This is a genomic window from Desmonostoc muscorum LEGE 12446 (genome assembly GCF_015207005.2).
Classification (GTDB): Bacteria; Cyanobacteriota; Cyanobacteriia; order Cyanobacteriales; family Nostocaceae; genus Nostoc; species Nostoc muscorum.
Map to the genome: position 1 here is coordinate 405,342 of NZ_JADEXS020000002.1, position 18,177 is coordinate 423,518.

Genomic DNA, 18,177 nt, shown 5'->3' on the forward strand with positions numbered 1-18,177 from the left:
TAGATAATTATCCTGCACTAGCTGGAACTGCAACTGAAAACCAATATAGAGCGATCGCACTACCAATTCTGACACGTATGTATGGATTAGAACGTAGCCTATCACAGTAGAAAATCTATTCCCAGCTTTCTTCTTCTTCACCATATTGCGCTGGCGGTTCACCATCAGATTCAAGAATCTTGGGCTTTTTCATTTTGTCATTGGCTGGTTCAATTTTCTCCACATATAAATCAAATTCCCACTCTTGCAGTAAATCAAAGATAAATTGTAAATGACTGCCTACCTCTAAGGATAAATCGCCTAAACGAAAATCGCAGGTATCAGGGGGAATTTCGACAACAGGATGATTAAATTCCAAAGTTCTTCCTAAACGGTCTTTGTGAATAAATCTGTAGAGGTGTTCTGGATCAAAATCAAATGCTTGCACAATTGCGGCAGCGACTTCATCTAAATTCAAATAACTTGGGATAGCAATCCGTCGCCAAGCATTCTGTAAAGTGGCTTTAAATATGTAAACACCCTCAGTAAAACCGCCTTCGGCAATCACTAAAGTTTGTGACCATTCCGGGAAATAGGGTTGGAGATAAGGTTTTAAATTGTCAAAAGCTATGCGAAAATCTAACCTAAAAGTGGCGTAATCTTCTATTTGGATATTTGAGCGACTTTCTGTTAATACAGCCATGAGAGCATTACCCCAAGCCTTGGGGTTTACATGAGTAAAACTCCAGCCTTTAGCGGCTTGTGGTTTTCCTGATGTCAGTTCAATTAATCCAAATAAATGTAAGAGAGCAAGATTGTGGAAACCAGGATAATAAACTAATTTATCTTGTTCTGAGTAATTATTAATTTTTAATCCTTCTTCTGGAAGATTGTTCCAAAATAATAAACAGCGATATGCTTGGTCAAACATATCTCTTTGGTCGCCTAAGAGTTCGCTTTCTCCCCAAACTAACCAAGATTCTAACAGTGTGAAATATTGTTCTGTGTGGTTTAATCCTTGCCAAATTTGCAGAATTTTTGGGTCTAAAACTAACTTGCTCTTTTTACTTTCGGTAATAACTTGAGACACTCCAGAGGCGCGGAGAAGGAAATAAAGACCGTGAATATAAGGATAGGATTTTTGTACAGGACGTTTGAGGTTAATATCTATGGGATAACTCAATTGTGAGTTAAGTTCTTGGAGATACTTAAGCGAGAATTGGTGATAAGTGCTACTAACTTCAACGCCGTTGGGTTGGAGAAATTCTAAAATAGTTTGAAAATCCCGCAGAATTGTTCCTGGAATATTTTGACTAATGGTTTGCTGTTGAAGTAGTTCTTTTTTATCTTCCGTCAGTGGTAGTTTATCTCGGATTTGATCTGGAATGAGGGAAAATAAGTTACTCATCTGAGTTGAAAGGAGGAATTTGTATGGCGGTTAATCTCACAACTTGGCCATTTTGCCAAATGCTAATAGATTCTACTAAACGGCGGTGTCTTTCAATAGCTTTTTTCATAGCGAGTTTAACACCTGCGTCGATTTGGCTAGATAATTTCTCAGGAATTGCCTTATTCATCCGAATGTCAGCAGATGCAGTTAATCAGCGATGGTGCTGTTTTTCCCACAGGAAGCGATGCCTGCGGCGGGCTACGCCTACGCATTCATAGGCTATGGGAAAATCAAAACTTGGAAGATGCCTCAAGTGCTGTCTTAAAGCACTTGGGAGAGTTGAAGCGACCGTATTTGACAGCTATGGAGAAGAAGCTGTTGAGTGTGATTGAAAAAGAATACGGCATTATAGATGAGATACCACGTAATTTTCAATCAGCCAAGGACTAGGAGAAAACAGTAATGCAAAGTATTAAGTTATGTTCTCATGTTGGGGGTGATGGCATTTTGCACCTTGAGATTCCTGTTGGCATAACAGACAAAGAAATGGAAGTCGTAGTGATTTATCAACAAATAGAACCATCAGCGCCCCCGAAAACACCCCAAGAATTAGGATGGCCAGCCGGATTTTTTGAACAAACAGCTGGATCATTAGCAGATGACCCAATTCAAAGATATCCCCAAGGTGAGCATGACACTAGGGAGCCATTAGAGTGAGATATTTGTTAGATACCAATGCTTGTATTGTTTATCTGAATCGTCCTATGTCTGCTGTGAGGCAGAGGTTAGAATCGCTATCACCAGCAGATATCGTTGTTTGTTCGGTAGTAAAAGCCGAACTATTCTATGGTGCAATGCGAAGTAATAATCCCACACGGACTTTAACATTACAAGAAGCATTCTTAAATAATTTTGTATCTTTGCCTTTTGATGATCGGGCAGCTCGAATTTTTGGCACAATTCGGGCAGAGTTAGGGACGCTTGGTACACCAATAGGGCCTTATGATTTGCAGATTGCAGCGATTGCGCTAGTGAATAACTTAACATTAGTTACGCACAACATAAGAGAATTTAGTCGCGTTAGTGGGCTGGTGATTGAGGATTGGGAGTAACAGCAATGATATCTTTTGTGGATTTAAATGAAAACTAATGCTGCTCGACTACTGGACAAACTAGGTATTCCCTACCAAATCCTGAGCTATGAAGTAGATCCTGACGATCTGGCTGCTGAAAGTACAGCCCAGAAAGTAGGACTTCCCGCAGAGCAAGTTTTTAAGACTCTAGTAGTCAGAGGTGACACAACAGGTATCTGCTTTGCTGTTGTGCCGGGAAATGCTCAGTTAGATTTAAAAGCCTTGGCGCGAATTTCAGGAAACCGCAAGGTTGAGACAGTTGCCCTCAAGGAAGTTCAGCCACTAACAGGATATATCCGTGGCGGTGTGACAGCTTTAGCTAGCAAAAAAGACTATCCCGTTTATCTTGATGAAACTGCAACTCTATTTGAGCAGATTACTGTTTCTGGTGGAATGCGAGGAATGCTGCTTCTACTATCGCCAGATGATTATTTACGTGCAGTTAAGGGTACTTTGGGAGCAATTGTACAAAATTAAGGGTCAGTGGATGGATTGGTTCTAGGTTATAAACTTGCTAAAACAAGCAATTCAGTTTGCCAACCTTCACTATGGCTTAGGGTAAGGACAGTATAACCAGTCTCGTACCTAAGATTATCCCGTTCAATCTGGTCTTGCCTGCGCTTATCAGGACTATCATGAACTGAACCATCACAGAAAATAGCGATCGCCTCTTCCTCATAAACAAAATCTGGTTTACAGTTTGCCTCTGGAATAAATTTCTGAGCAGCATCGGGTAATTTGTACCCCCGTTGATAAATTTCTTGCAAAACCACACGCTCAAAATCAGAGTTAGGGTCTGTCTGTTCCAGCAATTTTTGATATTGCTGATCGCGAGAAAGCCCTTTGACCTGAGTAATAACGCTACTCTCCAGTAAGAGGTCAAGCCAAGGTTTGATGAGGTGACGATTTATCAGTGCATGGTCAAATTGATTGCGGTAAGAGAGCAAGCATTCATAGCAAGCTTGAATACAACTGTCTTTAGGTTGTGTAAAATGACAAATGTCGAAAGCTGCATCAGCAATTTTCTTAAATGCCTCTGGTTTTTCTAATAACTGAGAGAGTACACCTGCACCACCTTCAGCAGCTTCCCAGAACAGTAAATACTTGCCTTCGCCTAGTCGTTCGGAGTCGAGTTCATCAGCTTCTAATTTGTAAACGGCTTGAATTGCAGTTTCTAAAGTGTATTGCAAGGTGGCAATAAAAGCTTCTCTGTCCTCCACAGGAGCATTTAATGGTTCAACAATCAAGATATTGCAAGTATCATCAACCATTAAATTGACTTCGGTATGCAAGCTATCGGGTGTCTGTTGAGTCTGTGGATTTTTATGGTCGCCCCATACACCCGTTGTTGGATTGAGCTTAAATCCTCGTTCTTCTCTATTCTTCTTCAGTCCCCGATTAATTCGCCAAATGGTAGCTGTAGCTCCATAGGTTAATTTGAACAGTGGCGTACCGTCAGCAGCTTGAACAATAGCTGATTCCCGCTTTTGGCTAGCGTAACGGAAATGTGTGGTGATGTTGTAGCCATACTTGAGCCGTTCTTCTTCGTCGCAGGTAATGCGTTCTCGACGACGAGCGATCGCAGTTTCCATTGGCAGTACACGAGTCAATTTGGCTACATTGCCATGAGCATCAGGTTTAATTTCTGCGCCGCAGTTTTCACAAGTGTCACGAAAATCGCCGTCGTGGTAATACCCGCAGTTAGCGCAGACACTCACCCGTTTATACTCGCCTTCAATGCCACCAACAGGAACTTTTGTTTTAGCCACCATGAATTTATACTAAGTTGCGTTCAAAGGTAGTATTCTGAGATGGGGAAAGAAAGTTAAAGAACGCAGGCGATCGCTATCAGAACAAAGCTCGACTAAACCCTGGCATAGTACCTCCTCAACTTGGTCTAAAGTAGGAAAGACTTGATTATAAAAGTGTTTTTCTCGAATATCTTCCCAGATGTGTTCAACAGGCATTAATTCTGGGCTATGAGCAGGTTGAAAAATTAAACGAATATTTTCCGGAACTTTTAAAGCATTAGAACGATGCCAAGATGCTTTATCTAACTGTAAAATTACAAAATAATCAGCAAACTCTTGAGAAATTTGTGATAAAAATAAATTCATCATTTTAGTATTAGCATAAGGCAAAGTTAAGCAGGTCATCTTGCCTAATTCGGGTGCAACTGCGGCGTAGGCATAAATATACTGCCTGACTTGTTGTTTTGGTACAGTTGGGCGTATACCTTGTGGACACCAACAAGCCCGAACCTCCCCAATCCGACCAAATCTGCCTTCATCTCCTGCCATTAATACTACAGGTCTAGTATCAGATGACTCTCTTGTTTGATTTATTTGTTCTACTAGCTGAGGAAAGTTTTTTTAAATTCATCAACAGCATTTGGGTCTTTTTTGGGATGAGTTGGTCTTGGGACTATTTTACGCCATTGATGCCGTTCTAATAGCCGATAAATTGTCGTCTTATGCACTGGAAAACCATATTCTTTTTCATAGGCAAGTTTGATTTGCATTGCGGTTGCAACCTGACCACGACGCGCCTTTTCTTTAAAAGAATCTATCAGTTCTTTTTCTTGTTCCCAGCTTAAATAGCAATTATGTCTACCCCCTTTCCCTGGCGTTGATGACCCGACTTCTCCTTGACGGTTGTATTGCTGAATTATTTTCCTGACAAATCCTTTGGATACTCCTACGTGTAAAGCTATCTCGGCTGCTGTTCTTGGGTCTGCGATCGCATTGTATATCACTAGCCATTTTTGTCTCTCCCAATGCGATTGGGCTAATTTTACTCTTTGTTTTACCGTCTCTAAATCTAAATGGGGAAAAGCTTGCGTTACTTGAGCCATATACACCCGTCAGACTTCACTTTTGTTTTCGTCATCTCTTTTTCTAGACTACTACATCTGACTGCAACTTGGTATGACCTCGAAGCCTGCCGTCAAACCATCACCCCGCTTGCGATTCAGGACGCTGCGGCGGTCGAAAGAATGCAGGCTTGGGCATCCACCGCACGACGGGCTAGTAGCCCTGCGGTTGCGGTGAAAACTCAATCGCTACGTGCTGCCAAATACAGAAACCTAAACTGATATTAATTGCGGTTGCTCCCTAATCCTATGGGGGCAATCACTTTTTTTTTAGTAATTGACAGCAGTTTCTTAATAATGAGATAGACCAAAGAAAATGGCAACAGACTTAGTTACTTATTACGGGCAGACTCCAATCATTGACCAACTGGTTAATAAATATGGTGCGTATTTAGAGAAGTTAAACAGAGAAACAAAACTGCTATTACGAGTAACTCTGTCTACATACATTGTTATGCAACAAGAGTACACTCCAACTGAATATCCATTTTCTACAGCCCTTGAAGATGCTTTGTGTGAGCTAGTAATTCCTGATTCTATCCCCCAAGATTTATACGATATCTGCTCTACTTTAAATGGATTAACAACACACGAAGCAGAAACAATACTTGAAGCTTTACAACATCAAATTAGATGGGGCAATGCCCAAATAGAAAGAAGTGTTTGAAAATCAAACACCAATTTATTAATCAAATTAATTAGACCGGAGGAGAATATGAGCCAATATCCAAGTTTTGAGGACTTCAAAAACTCTTTGTTAAACAAAAATGTTCCACCACCTGTCAAATCCAAACAAGAAAGCTTTGAAACCTTTAAGAACAGGATTTTAGGCGTATCAAATACACAACCTACAGACAAATAATCAACATGGAAATCTATTTAGTGTATGTTGATGCTATCCAGAACAGCAACAAATTTTGGTCTGGTAAAGTCGAAGGTAACAGTCTCACTGTTGAATGGGGTAGAGTTGGTTACAAGTCTCAAGCAAAAGTTCATGAATGTAGTTCTAATTCTGCTGCTGTCAAGAAATTTTATAATTTGGTAGCCGAGAAAAAGGGTAAAGGCTACCGAGAGAGTCAACCTCAGATAGACAGCAGTTGCTCCCATTACGAGATAGAGAGAGCAATTCAATTACTCAATGCTTTACGCTCTTATGTTGTTAACAGAAACTTTGATGAGCATTACATCCAAATGCTAAATCAATATCTGAAAATAGTACCAACACCTTTAGGGATGCAGATAGACCCGTATAGAATTTACCGCACAGTAGCAGATGTTGACTATCAGCAAGAATTACTCAATTCTCTGCTAACGACACCTGCACCAATTGTTGCTGCGGTGGCTGTTGGTCATGCCCCTGAAGCAACAACAGAAATTAAGGTTGTCAGTCTCAAGACTATCAGCAAGAACTTCTGGCGACATTTGTAAACGAATTACCACAAAGCTTCTCTAATAGTAGTTTTGTGGTAGTTTTTTATCGTTGAAAATTAAAACAATGAGTGAATATGGGGAAAATAATTGTTAGTTCTTGGGAATCAGAGGGGTATGGACATCATTCTTATATTGATGAGCAAATACATCCTCAATACCTAAAAATAAGAGAAATATGCGAACGGTTAGGAATTGATATCCCAGAAATGGACACTCAAATTACGTCACTTAGCACAAGGACAGAGATTATTGCCGATGAATCTGTACTGGATTATGTGGAGCCAATTTACCATAGCGATGCGGATTAATTAAGTATATCCCTTAGTGCAGTATGCACTGGGAGATATTTCTAACTTACTTTCAGCTTAATCGCTTGTTTGTCCTCTGGGTTTTTGCGTGTGACCCCCTTAACCATTAAAATATTTTTTCTGAATGTGGAAATTTTATGTAAATATGACCACATATACCTGACGAAAGTTTACAATATAATTACTGAAACTAATCTAGCTACAACCAAAGGCTTTGGTTCGACCCATGACTGATAATAAACAAGTTGTCTGCCAACTCACTCAACAAAAACCAAGACGTGTTTTGGTTGTAGCTCCAAGTAAACTCACTATCCACCACCGTCACAGACAATCCTTTCAGGTACTACCTACTTTAAGCAATTACATTTTCAAAGTCATCGCTAAATTGTCTATCGTCAGCGCTATGTTGTTTGGCATCAGTGCATTAGGCTATTCGGGATTAGAAATTGTTGAAGCTAAAACAATCCCTAAAGTAGAAGACAGATACGATTGGCGAACCCAAAAACATATTTGTTTCGGTTGGATGTTAGTTGCTTTTTCTAGCTTCCTTGGAAGTGCTTCTTTTGGTAACGAGTCTCATTAATCAGATCCAAGAGAGTTAAGCAGCCTTAAAAATTAATGCGACGATAGATTTCAGTCAAGGGAATTTCTACGTTTAAACTGTGCAGCATAATCGTCCGCTCAAGGTGAGAGTGAACTTGCCATAGCCAGCGATCATTACTGTTGCGATCCCGCGTTGTGATATTGCTCAATGTAGGGTTCAGTTTGGCTGACAAGCACATATTCACAAAAGCTGGCAAGAGAGCGATATTTTCTGAACTTGTCCCCTCGGTCATAAGCTTCGGTAGATGCCAATTGAGCAAATGCTTAGTAAAGTAATTCCAATTTCGTTCTTTTACATCCATAAACATATTAAACCCAAAAATTGAATAACATCCTTCAAGATTCTCTTAAGCATAATTTTGAGATTGTCACAGACGCTTTGTAGCTAGCCAAAACCTTTCTCTTTATTCATGCAATAACACCATTGTACTCTGTTAATTCAATCCTCCTTCTTTTCTCTCCCAGGCTTTAGCTAGCTCTGGTATTTGTCGACGGATAGGTGAAGGAATAACTACTGTCTCAATACCAGAATCACCCGACTTGATCCGATGCTGTTTCACCCCCCAACCCATGTCCAGGTATTTCTGATGCAGCTGGCGATAGGCAATTTGCAAAGCGTCAGAACGCATAGCCAAATTGTAGGGAAGTAGTTCTGGTCGTTGAGCTTCAACCACGCGTTGATCTTGCAAAAATGCCCTTAAATTCCGTCTTTGTGCATCACTGTCAGCCCAGAAATAGGTGAGGAAGTTACGCAGCTGCATCCACCAGGTAATAGTAGTGCGATCGTCAATGGGAACGTGTACTCCAAAAAGAATCAACTTGGACTTTCCAGGGAGGTGAATATCCTGTCGGGTAACATTAGGCATATAAAAGGTTGCTTTTGCCTCAACCGATGCACCACCTTTGTGACGAGTGAAATATTTCCAGAGTCCTTTGGACGGGGAGGGTTTGAGATTGACAAATAAGCTGCCGCTCCAACTTGATAAATTAACCTCAGACGATTCAAGGATCTGTGGCTCAAAACCATGAACAAATGGCAGGTGGGAGATGTCGAGACCGTTTTCAACTACGCGGGTGTAGGGAGCGTTCCATTTGAATGTGCCAGAGATCGCCCGCCAGGTAGAATCGCCGAACTCTGGAAGTAGGGGTAACGGCGGACGCTCTGCTTCCGGGAGATCGCCCAAGAACAACCAAACCCAACCATATTTTTCTTCAACAGGGTAGGCATCGATGTGGGCTAACTTAGGAATTGGGGTTTGGGGTTTGTTAGCAGGAATTTCCACAGCTGCACCGTCTGCTGCATATTTCCAACCATGATAGGGACAGCGAATACAGTCGCCTTCTACCTGGCCATCAGCCAGAAAACCGCCACGATGGACGCACAAATTACTTAGAGCAACAACCTGATTTTTAGAGTTGCGGTATAAAACAAATTCCTCACCCAACATACTGATGTGCTTGGGTTTGTTGGTGATGGCGGAACTTGACTCGGCTACATACCAGAAGTTTTTTAATCCCATTTACCTCTCCTCCTTTGCCTTAAGAAAGGGGCGAAAAGTCTAATACGCTCTACCTTTAAAGTTGGGTCATGGGCGCTGATTGAGATAAAAGCTTTGTAAAAATCTGCTTACTAGTATCGAGATTTAACTATCACAAGTGACTTTGGCAAAAAGATGTTTACACTTTAATCTTAGAAGTTTAAGAAACTCTTTTGCAGGTTTTCTCCAAGTATTCCTGCCAGCTTCCGTTTTTCCATACGCTCTTGTCATGCATTAGTATCGAGAGCTATGTCTACGATTAGCTACGCCTACGCATTGCTTTGAGTCCCAATCCAATGGCATTTGAACGACAATTATGAGTAACCCTCTTTCCCATCCCGAAGATCCAGGCTTCCATTCATCTATTCAGGAGAATCTAAAACAGCTTTCTGCTCAGTTAGGATCTCCTTTGTCCGAATTATCAGTCATGGAAATATACCAGAATGCGTGCGATCTACTGAGCCACGTTTCTCCATCACCTCTTACTCTTACCCGTGTTGCCGGAACATTACTCGTCTACCGAGTCACGGACACAGAACCGGAAGAATTTGAGTGGTTCAGCACCCAAGTAAAACAATGTCTGGACGAAGAAGAAGTTGAGGAGTTGATTGAATCCATACATCGCACGGATGCTTTGTAATCGCTGAAAAAGCAGCAGTCTCGCCCACATCGGATACAGCCGCATTATCGAGAGTAATTCCACTGCATTAGCTTGAGGCGTATACACAGTTTTCCCAGACAGCGCAATCACAATCCTTTGCCACCTCGCCCACTCAAAGGGAGCGAACATCTACGGTGGGCTAAACAGCGCCATCACAGTAGACTTGGCCTGTTGTGCCTCCGGCTTCCTCTCTTCCTTGCAAGCTGCCACAAACACGGCTTCCGTTGACTTGACTCCCTTCCAAGTGCGTAACGCTTCTTTGAGATAGGCGATAGCCGAAGGCTTAAGCTTCGCTTATCGCACAGTTTTAGAATGAGCCAGTGGCAAAGATAACCTTATTTCGTTAGTTCGGTTCCACTCTCAAATAAAATTGTGTAGCCACAAACTTGGTATCTCTCTTGGTTGGATCTATGTTTTCTACTACCTCAGTTTTACCTACAGCAATCAAACCTTGATCAAAAATTTCGTTTGTTGCTGCGTCAAGTTGTTTTTGTGTTGCACCAGTTTGACTCAAATCAATTGACGAAACTTGAGCAGTCTTAGGTTTATTTAGAACCAGATTATCTGTAGAGAAGCAAGGAGTTGTGATGCAACGAATGCCATTGTCTTTTAATGCCACAAAAGTACCTTTTGCTGGGGCAGTTGTCGCCGCATAGAAGGCTTCTTTTACTCTCAAATTCCCAAACTCACCGAATCCAGAAAAGGTTGCTGGAACGATGTTACCTCTGAGAACCACACGGCTACCATCATCATTTTGAATTTTTATTAGTTCGTAAGGCGAGACTTTCAGCGAACTCCAATCAATTGCAGACACATAGCATTCGGAGCGAAAAACACCATCTAAGCAAGGAGTAGCTTTCAAGTTGACTTGTTTTATAAAATACCCACCGCATACTGGAGAAGCACATTTGCGAAAATCTCTCCGTATCGTATAATATCCCCATTGGGGAAACTCTTGATTTTTGACAGTGGCTGCAACAGAATCAGTAGTCTCTGGAGCAGAAATATTTTGCGCCGATACTTTGGAGAAAAATCCGTTGGTGACTATTATTGCACCTAATAAAGGAATAATTGAGGCTTTGTAGTTCAATGATTGTTTGTTCATGGTAGTTTTCGATTTTATTTGAGGGTTAAATACCTTTGTTAAGAGCAGGGTTGACAGCATTTCTGGCAAAAACTGCCAAAATTACCTATACACAAGCTCGTAGTTGACAAGGTAGATTGGAATACCATAACTTTTACACTACTGACAATAGGTTAAAAAACCTTACAGGAAACCTTAAAGGAATTTTAAGAACTCATTGTTTTAGCCAAACTTTGTCCCAGAATCACCTGACTGTACGCCCAATCTCTGCATTTAGCCAAACCTGCGATGGCGCGCCCGCCGGAGGCGATCGCACAAGAACAGCAAAAGCCGACTCAAGCAGATCATTGAGTTTGCAGACTCCGATTTCGAGGGTGGGATCACCCCAGTAAAAATTCACCACAACCGTAATAATTCCCGTTTATCCCACCAACACCCCATCCACATAAGCAATCCCCCACTGCGGAAACTTCGCCAGTAACTTCTTAATCACAATCTGCTTTCGCCGGATCATCATTCCAGCACTCCTGCAAGAAGTCAAAACCCGGATTCTCGCCCGAATTACCCGCAACCTTGAGTTTCTGCATCCGCTCCGGTCGTACATTTGACCGTGCAACAATCGCCTCATGTGACCATTTTTCAGCACTGGGGACAGACGCGGCGGAACTTTCACCCTCATGAGTGCCTTTCACTTCTACACCCAAAACTGAATTTTCAGCCAACAAAGAAGCGGAATTACTTTGTTCTACCTGCCCCTGAGTTTGATTAGCGATCGCAGAATTTAAAGATTTTTCGTTTTGGGCGACGGATGCTGCGGAACAAGTACCTTCATGACAGTCTCTCGGCTCAACGCCACAATCCTGGTTTTCAGCCAACAACGGAGCAGGTTGACTTGGTGCAGCATCCACAAGCGTTAGCGTCGTACAGTCCGTTACCGCAGGTAACTCTTCTTCCTTCTCTGACACGCTTTGAACAGACTGAGGCGACGCGACCCCCAAGGGAGCGATCGCCGTCTCCTCCACTTGCGAATTTTCTGTAAGCGTGTCAGAGATACAGCTAACGAACTCTTTTGAAGAGTTCGTTAGCTGTTCTTGAGTAGTTCGTGAGGTTTCACAGAATCCCTGCTCTGAATGAATTTGACCTAAAATAGATGCTTGATTTAAAGCACCCATTTCTTCAGAGCCAGCATCTATCTCTGAATCCCCAACATTTGATTCTCGTTTTTCAGCATCTGGTTTTGGTGATGCAGAATTAGCTTTCTCCCAAAATTCCTTCATTCGACTGCGATGCAAATTTTTCACCATCCAGCTAGCTGTTTCCCGGCCATCCTGAATTGACTTGTCAGGCTTGAAAATGAATAGCCCACTGTCGGAGAGAATTTTCTTCGCAGAGATAAAAGTACTGTAACCCAAAGCACTTGTTAGCGGCATCCATCGAGAACCATAAGGGTCAGCCGTCCAAGCTGAAGTTAACTAGAACGAACTAAGTCAGAGATTGCTTTAACTAACGCTATTGGCTCGATTGGTTTGGTAATATGTCGGTCAAAGCCAGCTTTTAGTGCCTGTTGCTGATTGATTTCACCAGCATAAGCAGTTAAAGCAATGGCTTTGATCTGCCTATATTGTGGCCATAAATTTCTGAGTTGCTGTATCAACATATAACCATCAATATTAGGCATCCCAATATCACTCAGTAAAACATCAAATTTAGACTGGTTAAGTATGGTTAATGCCTCTTGTGCTGAACAAGCAGCAGTGACACTGGTTCCATGCTGCTCTAGCACAAACGCAATCAATTCCCTAGTATCAGGCTCATCATCCACTACTAAAATTTTGATCCCACTCAAATCAACAGATAAATCACACAATCTACTGGACTGAGTTTTTGCCACCTGGGGAGACATGAATGGTAATCGGATTATAAAGGTGGCTCCTTGCTCAACACCTGGACTTTGCGCCTCGATTGTGCCACCATGCAGTTCTACTAATTGGCGTGCGATCGCCAAACCTAATCCTAGCCCACCGAACTTTCTAGTGATGGAGCCATCTTCTTGGCGGAAGTAGTCAAAAATATGAGCTAGAAAGTCAGGAGCAATACCTTTGCCTGTATCGCTAATAGTAATTTGAGCCACATTGCCCATCTGCTCTAAATGGATGTTCACCTGTCCGCCCGGAGGGGTAAATTTGACGGCGTTGGAGAGCAGATTCCAAATCACCTGTTGTAAACGAGTTGCATCACCTATAACCTGACCAATATTTGGTTCAAGTGCTGTTTGCAGCGTGATTGACTTAGCTTGGGCCGCCAGCTGTACCGTTTCCATTGCCCCCATAATCGTAGCTGCGAGGTCTACCGGACTGCAATTCAGGTTAAGTTTGCCTCGCAGAATGCGTGAAACATCCAACAAATCTTCTATCAGTTCTGCTTGCAATTGAGCATTGCGGTGAATAGTTGCCAGTCCTTCTTCTATCTTGGCTTCAGAGAGCTTGCGTTTTAGAAGAAGACTAGACCAGCCTAATATCGGATTCAGAGGTGAGCGTAACTCATGTGAAAGCACCGCTAAAAACTCATCTTTAACTCGGTTTGCGGCTTGGGCTTCTTCTCGTGATTGGCGTAACTCTGCTTCTGCGAGTTTATGATTAGTAATATCTATCAGTATCCCATCCCATGCGTTGCCTTCTGTCGTCGGCACAGCACGGGAACTGCCAGTAATCCATTTGAGTTTACCTGATGGCGTAATAATCCGTCCTTCCCACCGCCAGGGTAAAAAATTCTCCACAGCATAAGTGAGTGAAGATTTAAACGACGCTACATCCTCTGGATGAATTAATTCCACAAAGGAATTTCCCTCTTGAACAATCGTTTGCGCCTCCAACTCCAATAGGGGAGCAATGCGATTTTGTGAGGTCTGGTCAAAAACAAGCGATGCCTGCGGCGGGCGTAGCCATCGCTAAAAATTATATTTAGGTACAAGGTGATTTTATTTGCAAATAAAATACTGGTTTGCACAAAAATTCATCTTGATGAAATATCTCAAAAAGATTAATAGCAAGTCATTTGACGATTTTTTATAAAAATATCTGCAATCAGCCTTTCATACTTAGTATGAATTATGTCAAAAAGTAAATTAAAGGCAAGATTAAAGTATAAAATTTATCAAGCAGCTTGGGGTTTGATAAAAGAATTAAAGATAGAACCACAAAAATTATCCCAACTTCCAGCCATCCATTGACAACGCAGATGTAAGATAATTTCTGCATTTTCTTTCAACCAAAATTTACTGTTACCCTTGATTCTTAAGTTGACAACTTGACGAATTAAACTCTCAATTGCTCCACTACCTATTGGTAGTTTTTGGTCTAGTATCTTAGCGTAATTTAAACGCCTTTCACGATAGGCACGTAAAAGGTAATTTCTCTGTGTGACCATAGTTTTACAACGCTCTCCCGTAGCTTCAGATATAAATTCATCCATCTGCCTAATTATGGTCATGGCATTACTTTTTTTTAAAGTTCTCCGTGCTTTTTTAAACCAATTATTCCGCTCCTTATCATCACTAAACGCTACATCAGCAAATTTCTGTAGCCGTTCAGTAACATGGTAAAAATCAAATAATTGATAAGTCGCATCGGGAGATTTCAATTTCTTTAAAAGAGGGGGAATATGCTTCCAAATCCATTCAGCACCGTCAGCAACTAATAAAACTTGTTTTGCTTGACTAATTCCCAAACTAATCAGATGCATTTCTAAAATTGGCAAAAAGCCTTTATAGTCTTCATAAGTGCCATCATTTACAATGTTTATTTCGCCATTTTTAACTTTTTTACCCTGTTCATCAACCACATAAATTGTTAATAATTTTGGCTCAACCCATTCCCCTGTAAAGCCGTGCTTGTTTGTTTTGAGATTTTTTCTACCTTTTTTATTAATCCTAATTCTACTCCTGCCACCATCTACAGCAATCACAACTCTCTGGTCTTTAAGTATATTCCCACCAGGTAATTTACCTTGTTGCAAGTTAGATATTTTAGTTTGACGTAAATCAATGCTGATTTGACCAAATTTATATGTCAATCGTTCAATTCGTTTAAGACTAATATTAATTCCCCAATCACCCAGGATTGTATGTGCGGCTTCAAAAGAACTAGCTATGGCACCATATTTTGTAATATCTGACCAAACTAATGGGGTCAAGCCTTCTGACATTCCTAACCATTTTAGCAAGGGGCAGAATCCAACATTAGTAGATTTATTCTTCGCTTTCTTTTCTCTTTTTTGAACAACGTATGGTAATTTAAGATTTACTACAACATTACCTACTGTTAATATTTCCCTCTTCGTATAACCGTGTCTTTGTGTGTCGGTATGCCACCATCCTTTGGTTTGATTAATTGCTGTTTGATGAGCCGACTCTGATTGAGAAAGCTTATGCAATAATATGGCGATACATTGACCCGCTAAAACTAAGGCAGCCTGTCTAATTTTTTCTTCTCTTTCTTTAACTATTTTTCCAGACCACTCCTCGATATTTTTCAAATCTAAAAGGTTAGTCACATCCTTTTGAAAATCTGATAATGAATCGGCAAAATTTAAATTTGCAGATATATTTTTTTTCATAAAGGTAGATACTTCCTATTTCAAAACTATTCCTGAAAGGAAATTTTACCTTTTTTTCTAGTAGCAACAATGTACAGAAACTTTGTTTTTGGTAGCAGGTTGTATCTTCTAAGCAATATTGCTGCAACTTTTGTATAAAATACTAAATATATACGTAAGAGTTTATTAGCGATCGCTCTCCAGGTGGGGTCATCTCACAAAATCGCATTGCTCCCGCGCCGACTTCAGTTTGTCACGGTCGAGCAGATTTGCCGAAATGGGAAGGATTCCTTGCTCTGTCGATGGGTTGCGGGCTAGCCCGTACACCGTCCAATCACTCGTCCTTACAAGGTGGTCGGAAAGGTTCTTGCCCACAATGCCTGTCGAACCTACGACAAGCGCAATCTGTCTGGTGTTCATCAAGATCGTCTTTTCTACTGTAACTGTCAGCTTCAATAGTGCCACAGGTTGAAAACAAGTACTATCTATCTGTGTGTAGTGGTACAGGATTAGTTGTACTATAGACCTCTTGCAAAAGTGCTTTTTGCAAGAGGGGGAAAAGGGTAAAGGTTAAAGGGGAAGGGGACAATACAAAACTTTTTCCCCTTCCCCCTTGCCCTTTTCCCGACTTATGCAAGAAGTCTTATTATCACCTCTCCGGCAAGTGATAGATGATTTTAGATCAAAGTGCGATGCCCTTGGCAACCACTTCGTGGTATCGGGGCACTTTTACGGAAAGAAATCTCTAAACTAGAGGAAAAAGCACTTGTTAAGCCTGTAGGCAGTCGCAGATTTGACTGTGCTACAATCAATCGCCTCATGTGACCATTTTTCAGCGCTGGTGACAGGCGCAGAGGAACTTTCACCCTCATGATCTGCTTTCACTTCAACACCAGAGACTTGGTTTTCTTCTGGCAAGGAAGCAGAATAACCCTGTTCTACAAGCCCATGCGGTTGATTAGCGATCGCTACTCATCCTCACATCAACACTCCCCACGCTAAATGCTAAATTTTATTTAGCCACCCAGCAGGAGTTTTCTTTTTCTTATGTGGTTCTGGTCTGCCGATTCAGTAGAACAAGAATTATTTGATTTGTATGCCCCAGCCCTGCAATCGCTCGGTGTAAATTTTAATGACGAGCAACTCCAAGACACTCTAGAAGCAGCAAGCTATGGCTTAGAAGATGCTTTCAGGAGCGCAATCGTTTATATACTCTGGCTCGAAGAAAACCTAAAGCCGATCTACCCGACTGCGATATTAATTGAGGCACTGGCAAATGAATGGCGCACCAAATACTGGAAGCCGGAGTATCTGGAACTTGAACAGTTGCTTTCTTCTGGAAAGCGCTGGTGGAGGGCAGCAGTGGATAAGTGGGGTTACGACGAGCGTAATCAACTGGTTTCAGACATATTTGACGACCACGGGCAGGAATTTATTAAGTTCCGAAATGGTAAAGAAATTTTAGTTGATACTGCTTATAAGTGGGGATGGGAGCGAGTCGCAGATTATGCGTCCCCTTTTTCAGAAAATAATTGGTCGCTTGGCAGTATCAATGCAAGGGAATCTTGATTTACACCTTCTGCACAAGAGTAGATAAGCACCGTCAAGCAGCAATTCAAAATTCAAAATTATTAATTCAAAATTAAAGGCAATTGGAGCTTAAACTCACCACTTTCTTGTTGACCGCCAAATCAAACATTGTTGCGGGGGCTTGTACCCACAATAAATAAATAAACTAGCCCTTATTTATATTTTGCGTGAATTTGCTGGAAATTATTGGCATTTCTAGTATAAAAAGGTTACATTGCTGTGGAGAGTCTCGAATGTTAAAGTTTATCGGAGAAATAAGATCGTGACAATCGTAAATGTACTAAAAAAGTTATCAATAGCTTCTCCTTTCATCCTGACAACAGCTTTAGTTTCTGTACCATCTGTATACGCATCTGAAGCGATACAGAGTTTCGCTGGTGGATCTAACTTCCCAGCTTTTAATGGTACAAATCAAACAATTGGTTGGTCATTCACTGCTAATGAAAACCTCTCGGTTACTGCATTAGGTTTTTACGATCAAACTCTTGCGAATCCTCTATCACAATCCCACTTAGTTGGTTTGTGGACATCGGACGGGAATTTATTAGCTTCAACAACTGTCCAAACCACCAGTCCACTAACTGGAAGCTTTCGTTACCAGGATATTACCTCAGTCAATCTTCTTGCTGGAATGTCATACGTTATTGGTGCAGCAATAACTAGTCCATTTAGTGATATTTATACTGTTCCCGGATTTGTAAATACGGCTCCAGAAATTACTCTCACCGGTAGCGCCAGAAATGGTTCATCCCAAGGCTTTAGTTTTCCTTCAACCCTGACGGCAGGTAACGGTAGGATTGGCCCCAATTTCAAATTTGACGTAGTTACCCAAGCTGTTCCCGAACCCGCCTCCCTGATTGGTATCTTAGGCTTAGGTGCTTTCGGTATCACGTCTCTTCGTAAACGTAAGCAATTAGTTGCAGAATAAACGAACGGACATTAAATAGGACTTTATGTGCTTCTTTGCCTCTCCCTTGCGCGTGCGCTGGGGGAGG

General features: G+C 41.5%; 23 protein-coding genes and 3 pseudogenes. 14 read left to right on the forward strand and 12 right to left on the reverse strand.

Features of this window, described 5'->3' with window-relative positions; all coding sequences use genetic code 11:
* Positions 1–115: 115 nt before the first annotated feature.
* Entirely contained in the window at positions 116–1,387 is a 1,272-nt protein-coding gene (locus tag IQ276_RS38140; protein ID WP_193920698.1) for an IS1096 element passenger TnpR family protein, read from the reverse strand.
* A complete protein-coding gene (locus IQ276_RS38145; protein WP_193920696.1) occupies positions 1,380–1,556 on the reverse strand; it encodes a hypothetical protein in 177 nt (58 codons plus the stop codon). The genes IQ276_RS38140 and IQ276_RS38145 overlap by 8 nt, the downstream gene beginning before the upstream one ends.
* A 14-nt stretch (positions 1,557–1,570) precedes the next feature.
* Between IQ276_RS38145 and IQ276_RS38150 the strand changes: the two genes are divergently transcribed.
* From IQ276_RS38150 to ybaK, 4 genes are read left to right on the forward strand one after another with little or no spacing between them, the layout of a single operon-like run.
* Positions 1,571–1,819, forward strand: coding sequence for a hypothetical protein (locus IQ276_RS38150; RefSeq protein ID WP_193920694.1), 249 nt, complete (start codon positions 1,571–1,573; stop codon positions 1,817–1,819).
* Between the two features lie 12 nt (positions 1,820–1,831).
* Positions 1,832–2,086, forward strand: coding sequence for a hypothetical protein (locus IQ276_RS38155; RefSeq protein ID WP_193920692.1), 255 nt, complete (start codon positions 1,832–1,834; stop codon positions 2,084–2,086).
* A complete protein-coding gene (gene vapC / locus IQ276_RS38160) occupies positions 2,083–2,481 on the forward strand; it encodes a type II toxin-antitoxin system tRNA(fMet)-specific endonuclease VapC (RefSeq protein WP_193920690.1) in 399 nt (132 codons plus the stop codon). The genes IQ276_RS38155 and vapC overlap by 4 nt, the downstream gene beginning before the upstream one ends.
* 27 nt (positions 2,482–2,508) lie before the next feature.
* Positions 2,509–2,979, forward strand: a complete 471-nt coding sequence (gene ybaK / locus IQ276_RS38165) for a Cys-tRNA(Pro) deacylase (protein WP_193920688.1) — start codon at positions 2,509–2,511, stop codon at positions 2,977–2,979.
* Between the two features lie 26 nt (positions 2,980–3,005).
* Here the strand turns inward: ybaK and IQ276_RS38170 are convergent, their stop codons facing one another.
* From IQ276_RS38170 to IQ276_RS38180, 3 genes are read right to left on the reverse strand one after another with little or no spacing between them, the layout of a single operon-like run.
* Positions 3,006–4,274 (reverse strand): MrfA Zn-binding domain-containing protein, encoded by a 1,269-nt coding sequence (locus IQ276_RS38170; RefSeq protein WP_228043329.1) that lies wholly within the window; start codon positions 4,272–4,274, stop codon positions 3,006–3,008.
* Positions 4,275–4,283: 9 nt separating this feature from the next.
* On the reverse strand, positions 4,284–4,847 hold the full coding sequence (locus IQ276_RS38175; RefSeq protein ID WP_309245649.1) for an IS630 family transposase: 564 nt from the start codon (positions 4,845–4,847) through the stop codon (positions 4,284–4,286).
* Between the two features lie 8 nt (positions 4,848–4,855).
* Positions 4,856–5,356 carry a helix-turn-helix domain-containing protein gene (locus IQ276_RS38180; RefSeq protein WP_193926082.1) on the reverse strand — a complete coding sequence of 167 codons (501 nt, stop codon included), beginning with the start codon at positions 5,354–5,356 and terminating at the stop codon, positions 4,856–4,858.
* Here IQ276_RS38180 and IQ276_RS38185 point away from each other — a divergent pair.
* From IQ276_RS38185 to IQ276_RS38210, 6 genes are all read left to right on the forward strand, one after another.
* Positions 5,348–5,596, forward strand: coding sequence for a hypothetical protein (locus IQ276_RS38185; RefSeq protein WP_235116475.1), 249 nt, complete (start codon positions 5,348–5,350; stop codon positions 5,594–5,596). The two genes, IQ276_RS38180 and IQ276_RS38185, sit on opposite strands and share 9 nt — an antisense overlap.
* 94 nt (positions 5,597–5,690) lie before the next feature.
* A complete protein-coding gene (locus IQ276_RS38190) occupies positions 5,691–6,041 on the forward strand; it encodes a hypothetical protein (RefSeq protein WP_193919583.1) in 351 nt (116 codons plus the stop codon).
* Between the two features lie 48 nt (positions 6,042–6,089).
* A complete protein-coding gene (locus IQ276_RS38195) occupies positions 6,090–6,236 on the forward strand; it encodes a hypothetical protein (RefSeq protein ID WP_235116476.1) in 147 nt (48 codons plus the stop codon).
* 5 nt (positions 6,237–6,241) lie between these two features.
* Positions 6,242–6,802 carry a WGR domain-containing protein gene (locus IQ276_RS38200; RefSeq protein WP_193919585.1) on the forward strand — a complete coding sequence of 187 codons (561 nt, stop codon included), beginning with the start codon at positions 6,242–6,244 and terminating at the stop codon, positions 6,800–6,802.
* A gap of 77 nt (positions 6,803–6,879) precedes the next feature.
* A complete protein-coding gene (locus tag IQ276_RS38205) occupies positions 6,880–7,113 on the forward strand; it encodes a hypothetical protein (RefSeq protein ID WP_190884337.1) in 234 nt (77 codons plus the stop codon).
* 226 nt (positions 7,114–7,339) lie between these two features.
* Positions 7,340–7,696, forward strand: a complete 357-nt coding sequence (locus tag IQ276_RS38210; RefSeq protein ID WP_193919587.1) for a hypothetical protein — start codon at positions 7,340–7,342, stop codon at positions 7,694–7,696.
* Between the two features lie 25 nt (positions 7,697–7,721).
* Here the strand turns inward: IQ276_RS38210 and IQ276_RS38215 are convergent.
* Positions 7,722–7,962: pseudogene (locus IQ276_RS38215) on the reverse strand (Uma2 family endonuclease); the annotation flags it as partial.
* Positions 7,963–8,150: 188 nt separating this feature from the next.
* The gene (locus IQ276_RS38220; protein ID WP_193919589.1) at positions 8,151–9,236 is read right to left on the reverse strand and encodes an aromatic ring-hydroxylating dioxygenase subunit alpha; all 1,086 of its coding nucleotides are present in this window, start codon (positions 9,234–9,236) and stop codon (positions 8,151–8,153) included.
* Positions 9,237–9,570: 334 nt separating this feature from the next.
* On the opposite strand from IQ276_RS38220, the gene IQ276_RS38225 reads away from it, so the two are divergent.
* Positions 9,571–9,894: a hypothetical protein gene (locus tag IQ276_RS38225; protein WP_193919591.1), complete on the forward strand. Its 324-nt coding sequence runs from the start codon at positions 9,571–9,573 to the stop codon at positions 9,892–9,894.
* A 364-nt stretch (positions 9,895–10,258) separates the two neighbouring features.
* On the opposite strand, the gene IQ276_RS38230 is transcribed toward IQ276_RS38225, so the two are convergent.
* The 5 genes from IQ276_RS38230 to IQ276_RS38250 form a co-directional block, all read right to left on the reverse strand.
* Positions 10,259–11,020, reverse strand: coding sequence for a DUF6748 domain-containing protein (locus tag IQ276_RS38230; RefSeq protein WP_228043250.1), 762 nt, complete (start codon positions 11,018–11,020; stop codon positions 10,259–10,261).
* 464 nt (positions 11,021–11,484) lie between these two features.
* The gene (locus IQ276_RS38235; protein WP_228043251.1) at positions 11,485–12,429 is read right to left on the reverse strand and encodes a hypothetical protein; all 945 of its coding nucleotides are present in this window, start codon (positions 12,427–12,429) and stop codon (positions 11,485–11,487) included.
* A gap of 38 nt (positions 12,430–12,467) precedes the next feature.
* Positions 12,468–13,889, reverse strand: a complete 1,422-nt coding sequence (locus tag IQ276_RS38240) for a hybrid sensor histidine kinase/response regulator (RefSeq protein WP_193919595.1) — start codon at positions 13,887–13,889, stop codon at positions 12,468–12,470.
* Between the two features lie 263 nt (positions 13,890–14,152).
* Entirely contained in the window at positions 14,153–15,613 is a 1,461-nt protein-coding gene (locus tag IQ276_RS38245; protein ID WP_193925627.1) for an ISLre2 family transposase, read from the reverse strand.
* A gap of 656 nt (positions 15,614–16,269) precedes the next feature.
* Complete coding sequence (locus IQ276_RS38250) at positions 16,270–16,458, reverse strand: hypothetical protein (RefSeq protein ID WP_193917176.1); 189 nt, start codon at positions 16,456–16,458, stop codon at positions 16,270–16,272.
* A 181-nt stretch (positions 16,459–16,639) separates the two neighbouring features.
* Here IQ276_RS38250 and IQ276_RS38255 point away from each other — a divergent pair, with 181 nt between their 5' ends.
* From IQ276_RS38255 to IQ276_RS41200, 3 genes and pseudogenes are all read left to right on the forward strand, one after another.
* Positions 16,640–17,161: a hypothetical protein gene (locus IQ276_RS38255; RefSeq protein WP_193917178.1), complete on the forward strand. Its 522-nt coding sequence runs from the start codon at positions 16,640–16,642 to the stop codon at positions 17,159–17,161.
* A 283-nt stretch (positions 17,162–17,444) separates the two neighbouring features.
* Positions 17,445–17,906, forward strand: a pseudogene (locus IQ276_RS38260) (DUF4082 domain-containing protein); the annotation flags it as partial.
* Positions 17,907–18,017: 111 nt separating this feature from the next.
* Positions 18,018–18,110, forward strand: a pseudogene (locus IQ276_RS41200) (PEP-CTERM sorting domain-containing protein); the annotation flags it as partial.
* Positions 18,111–18,177: the final 67 nt, after the last annotated feature.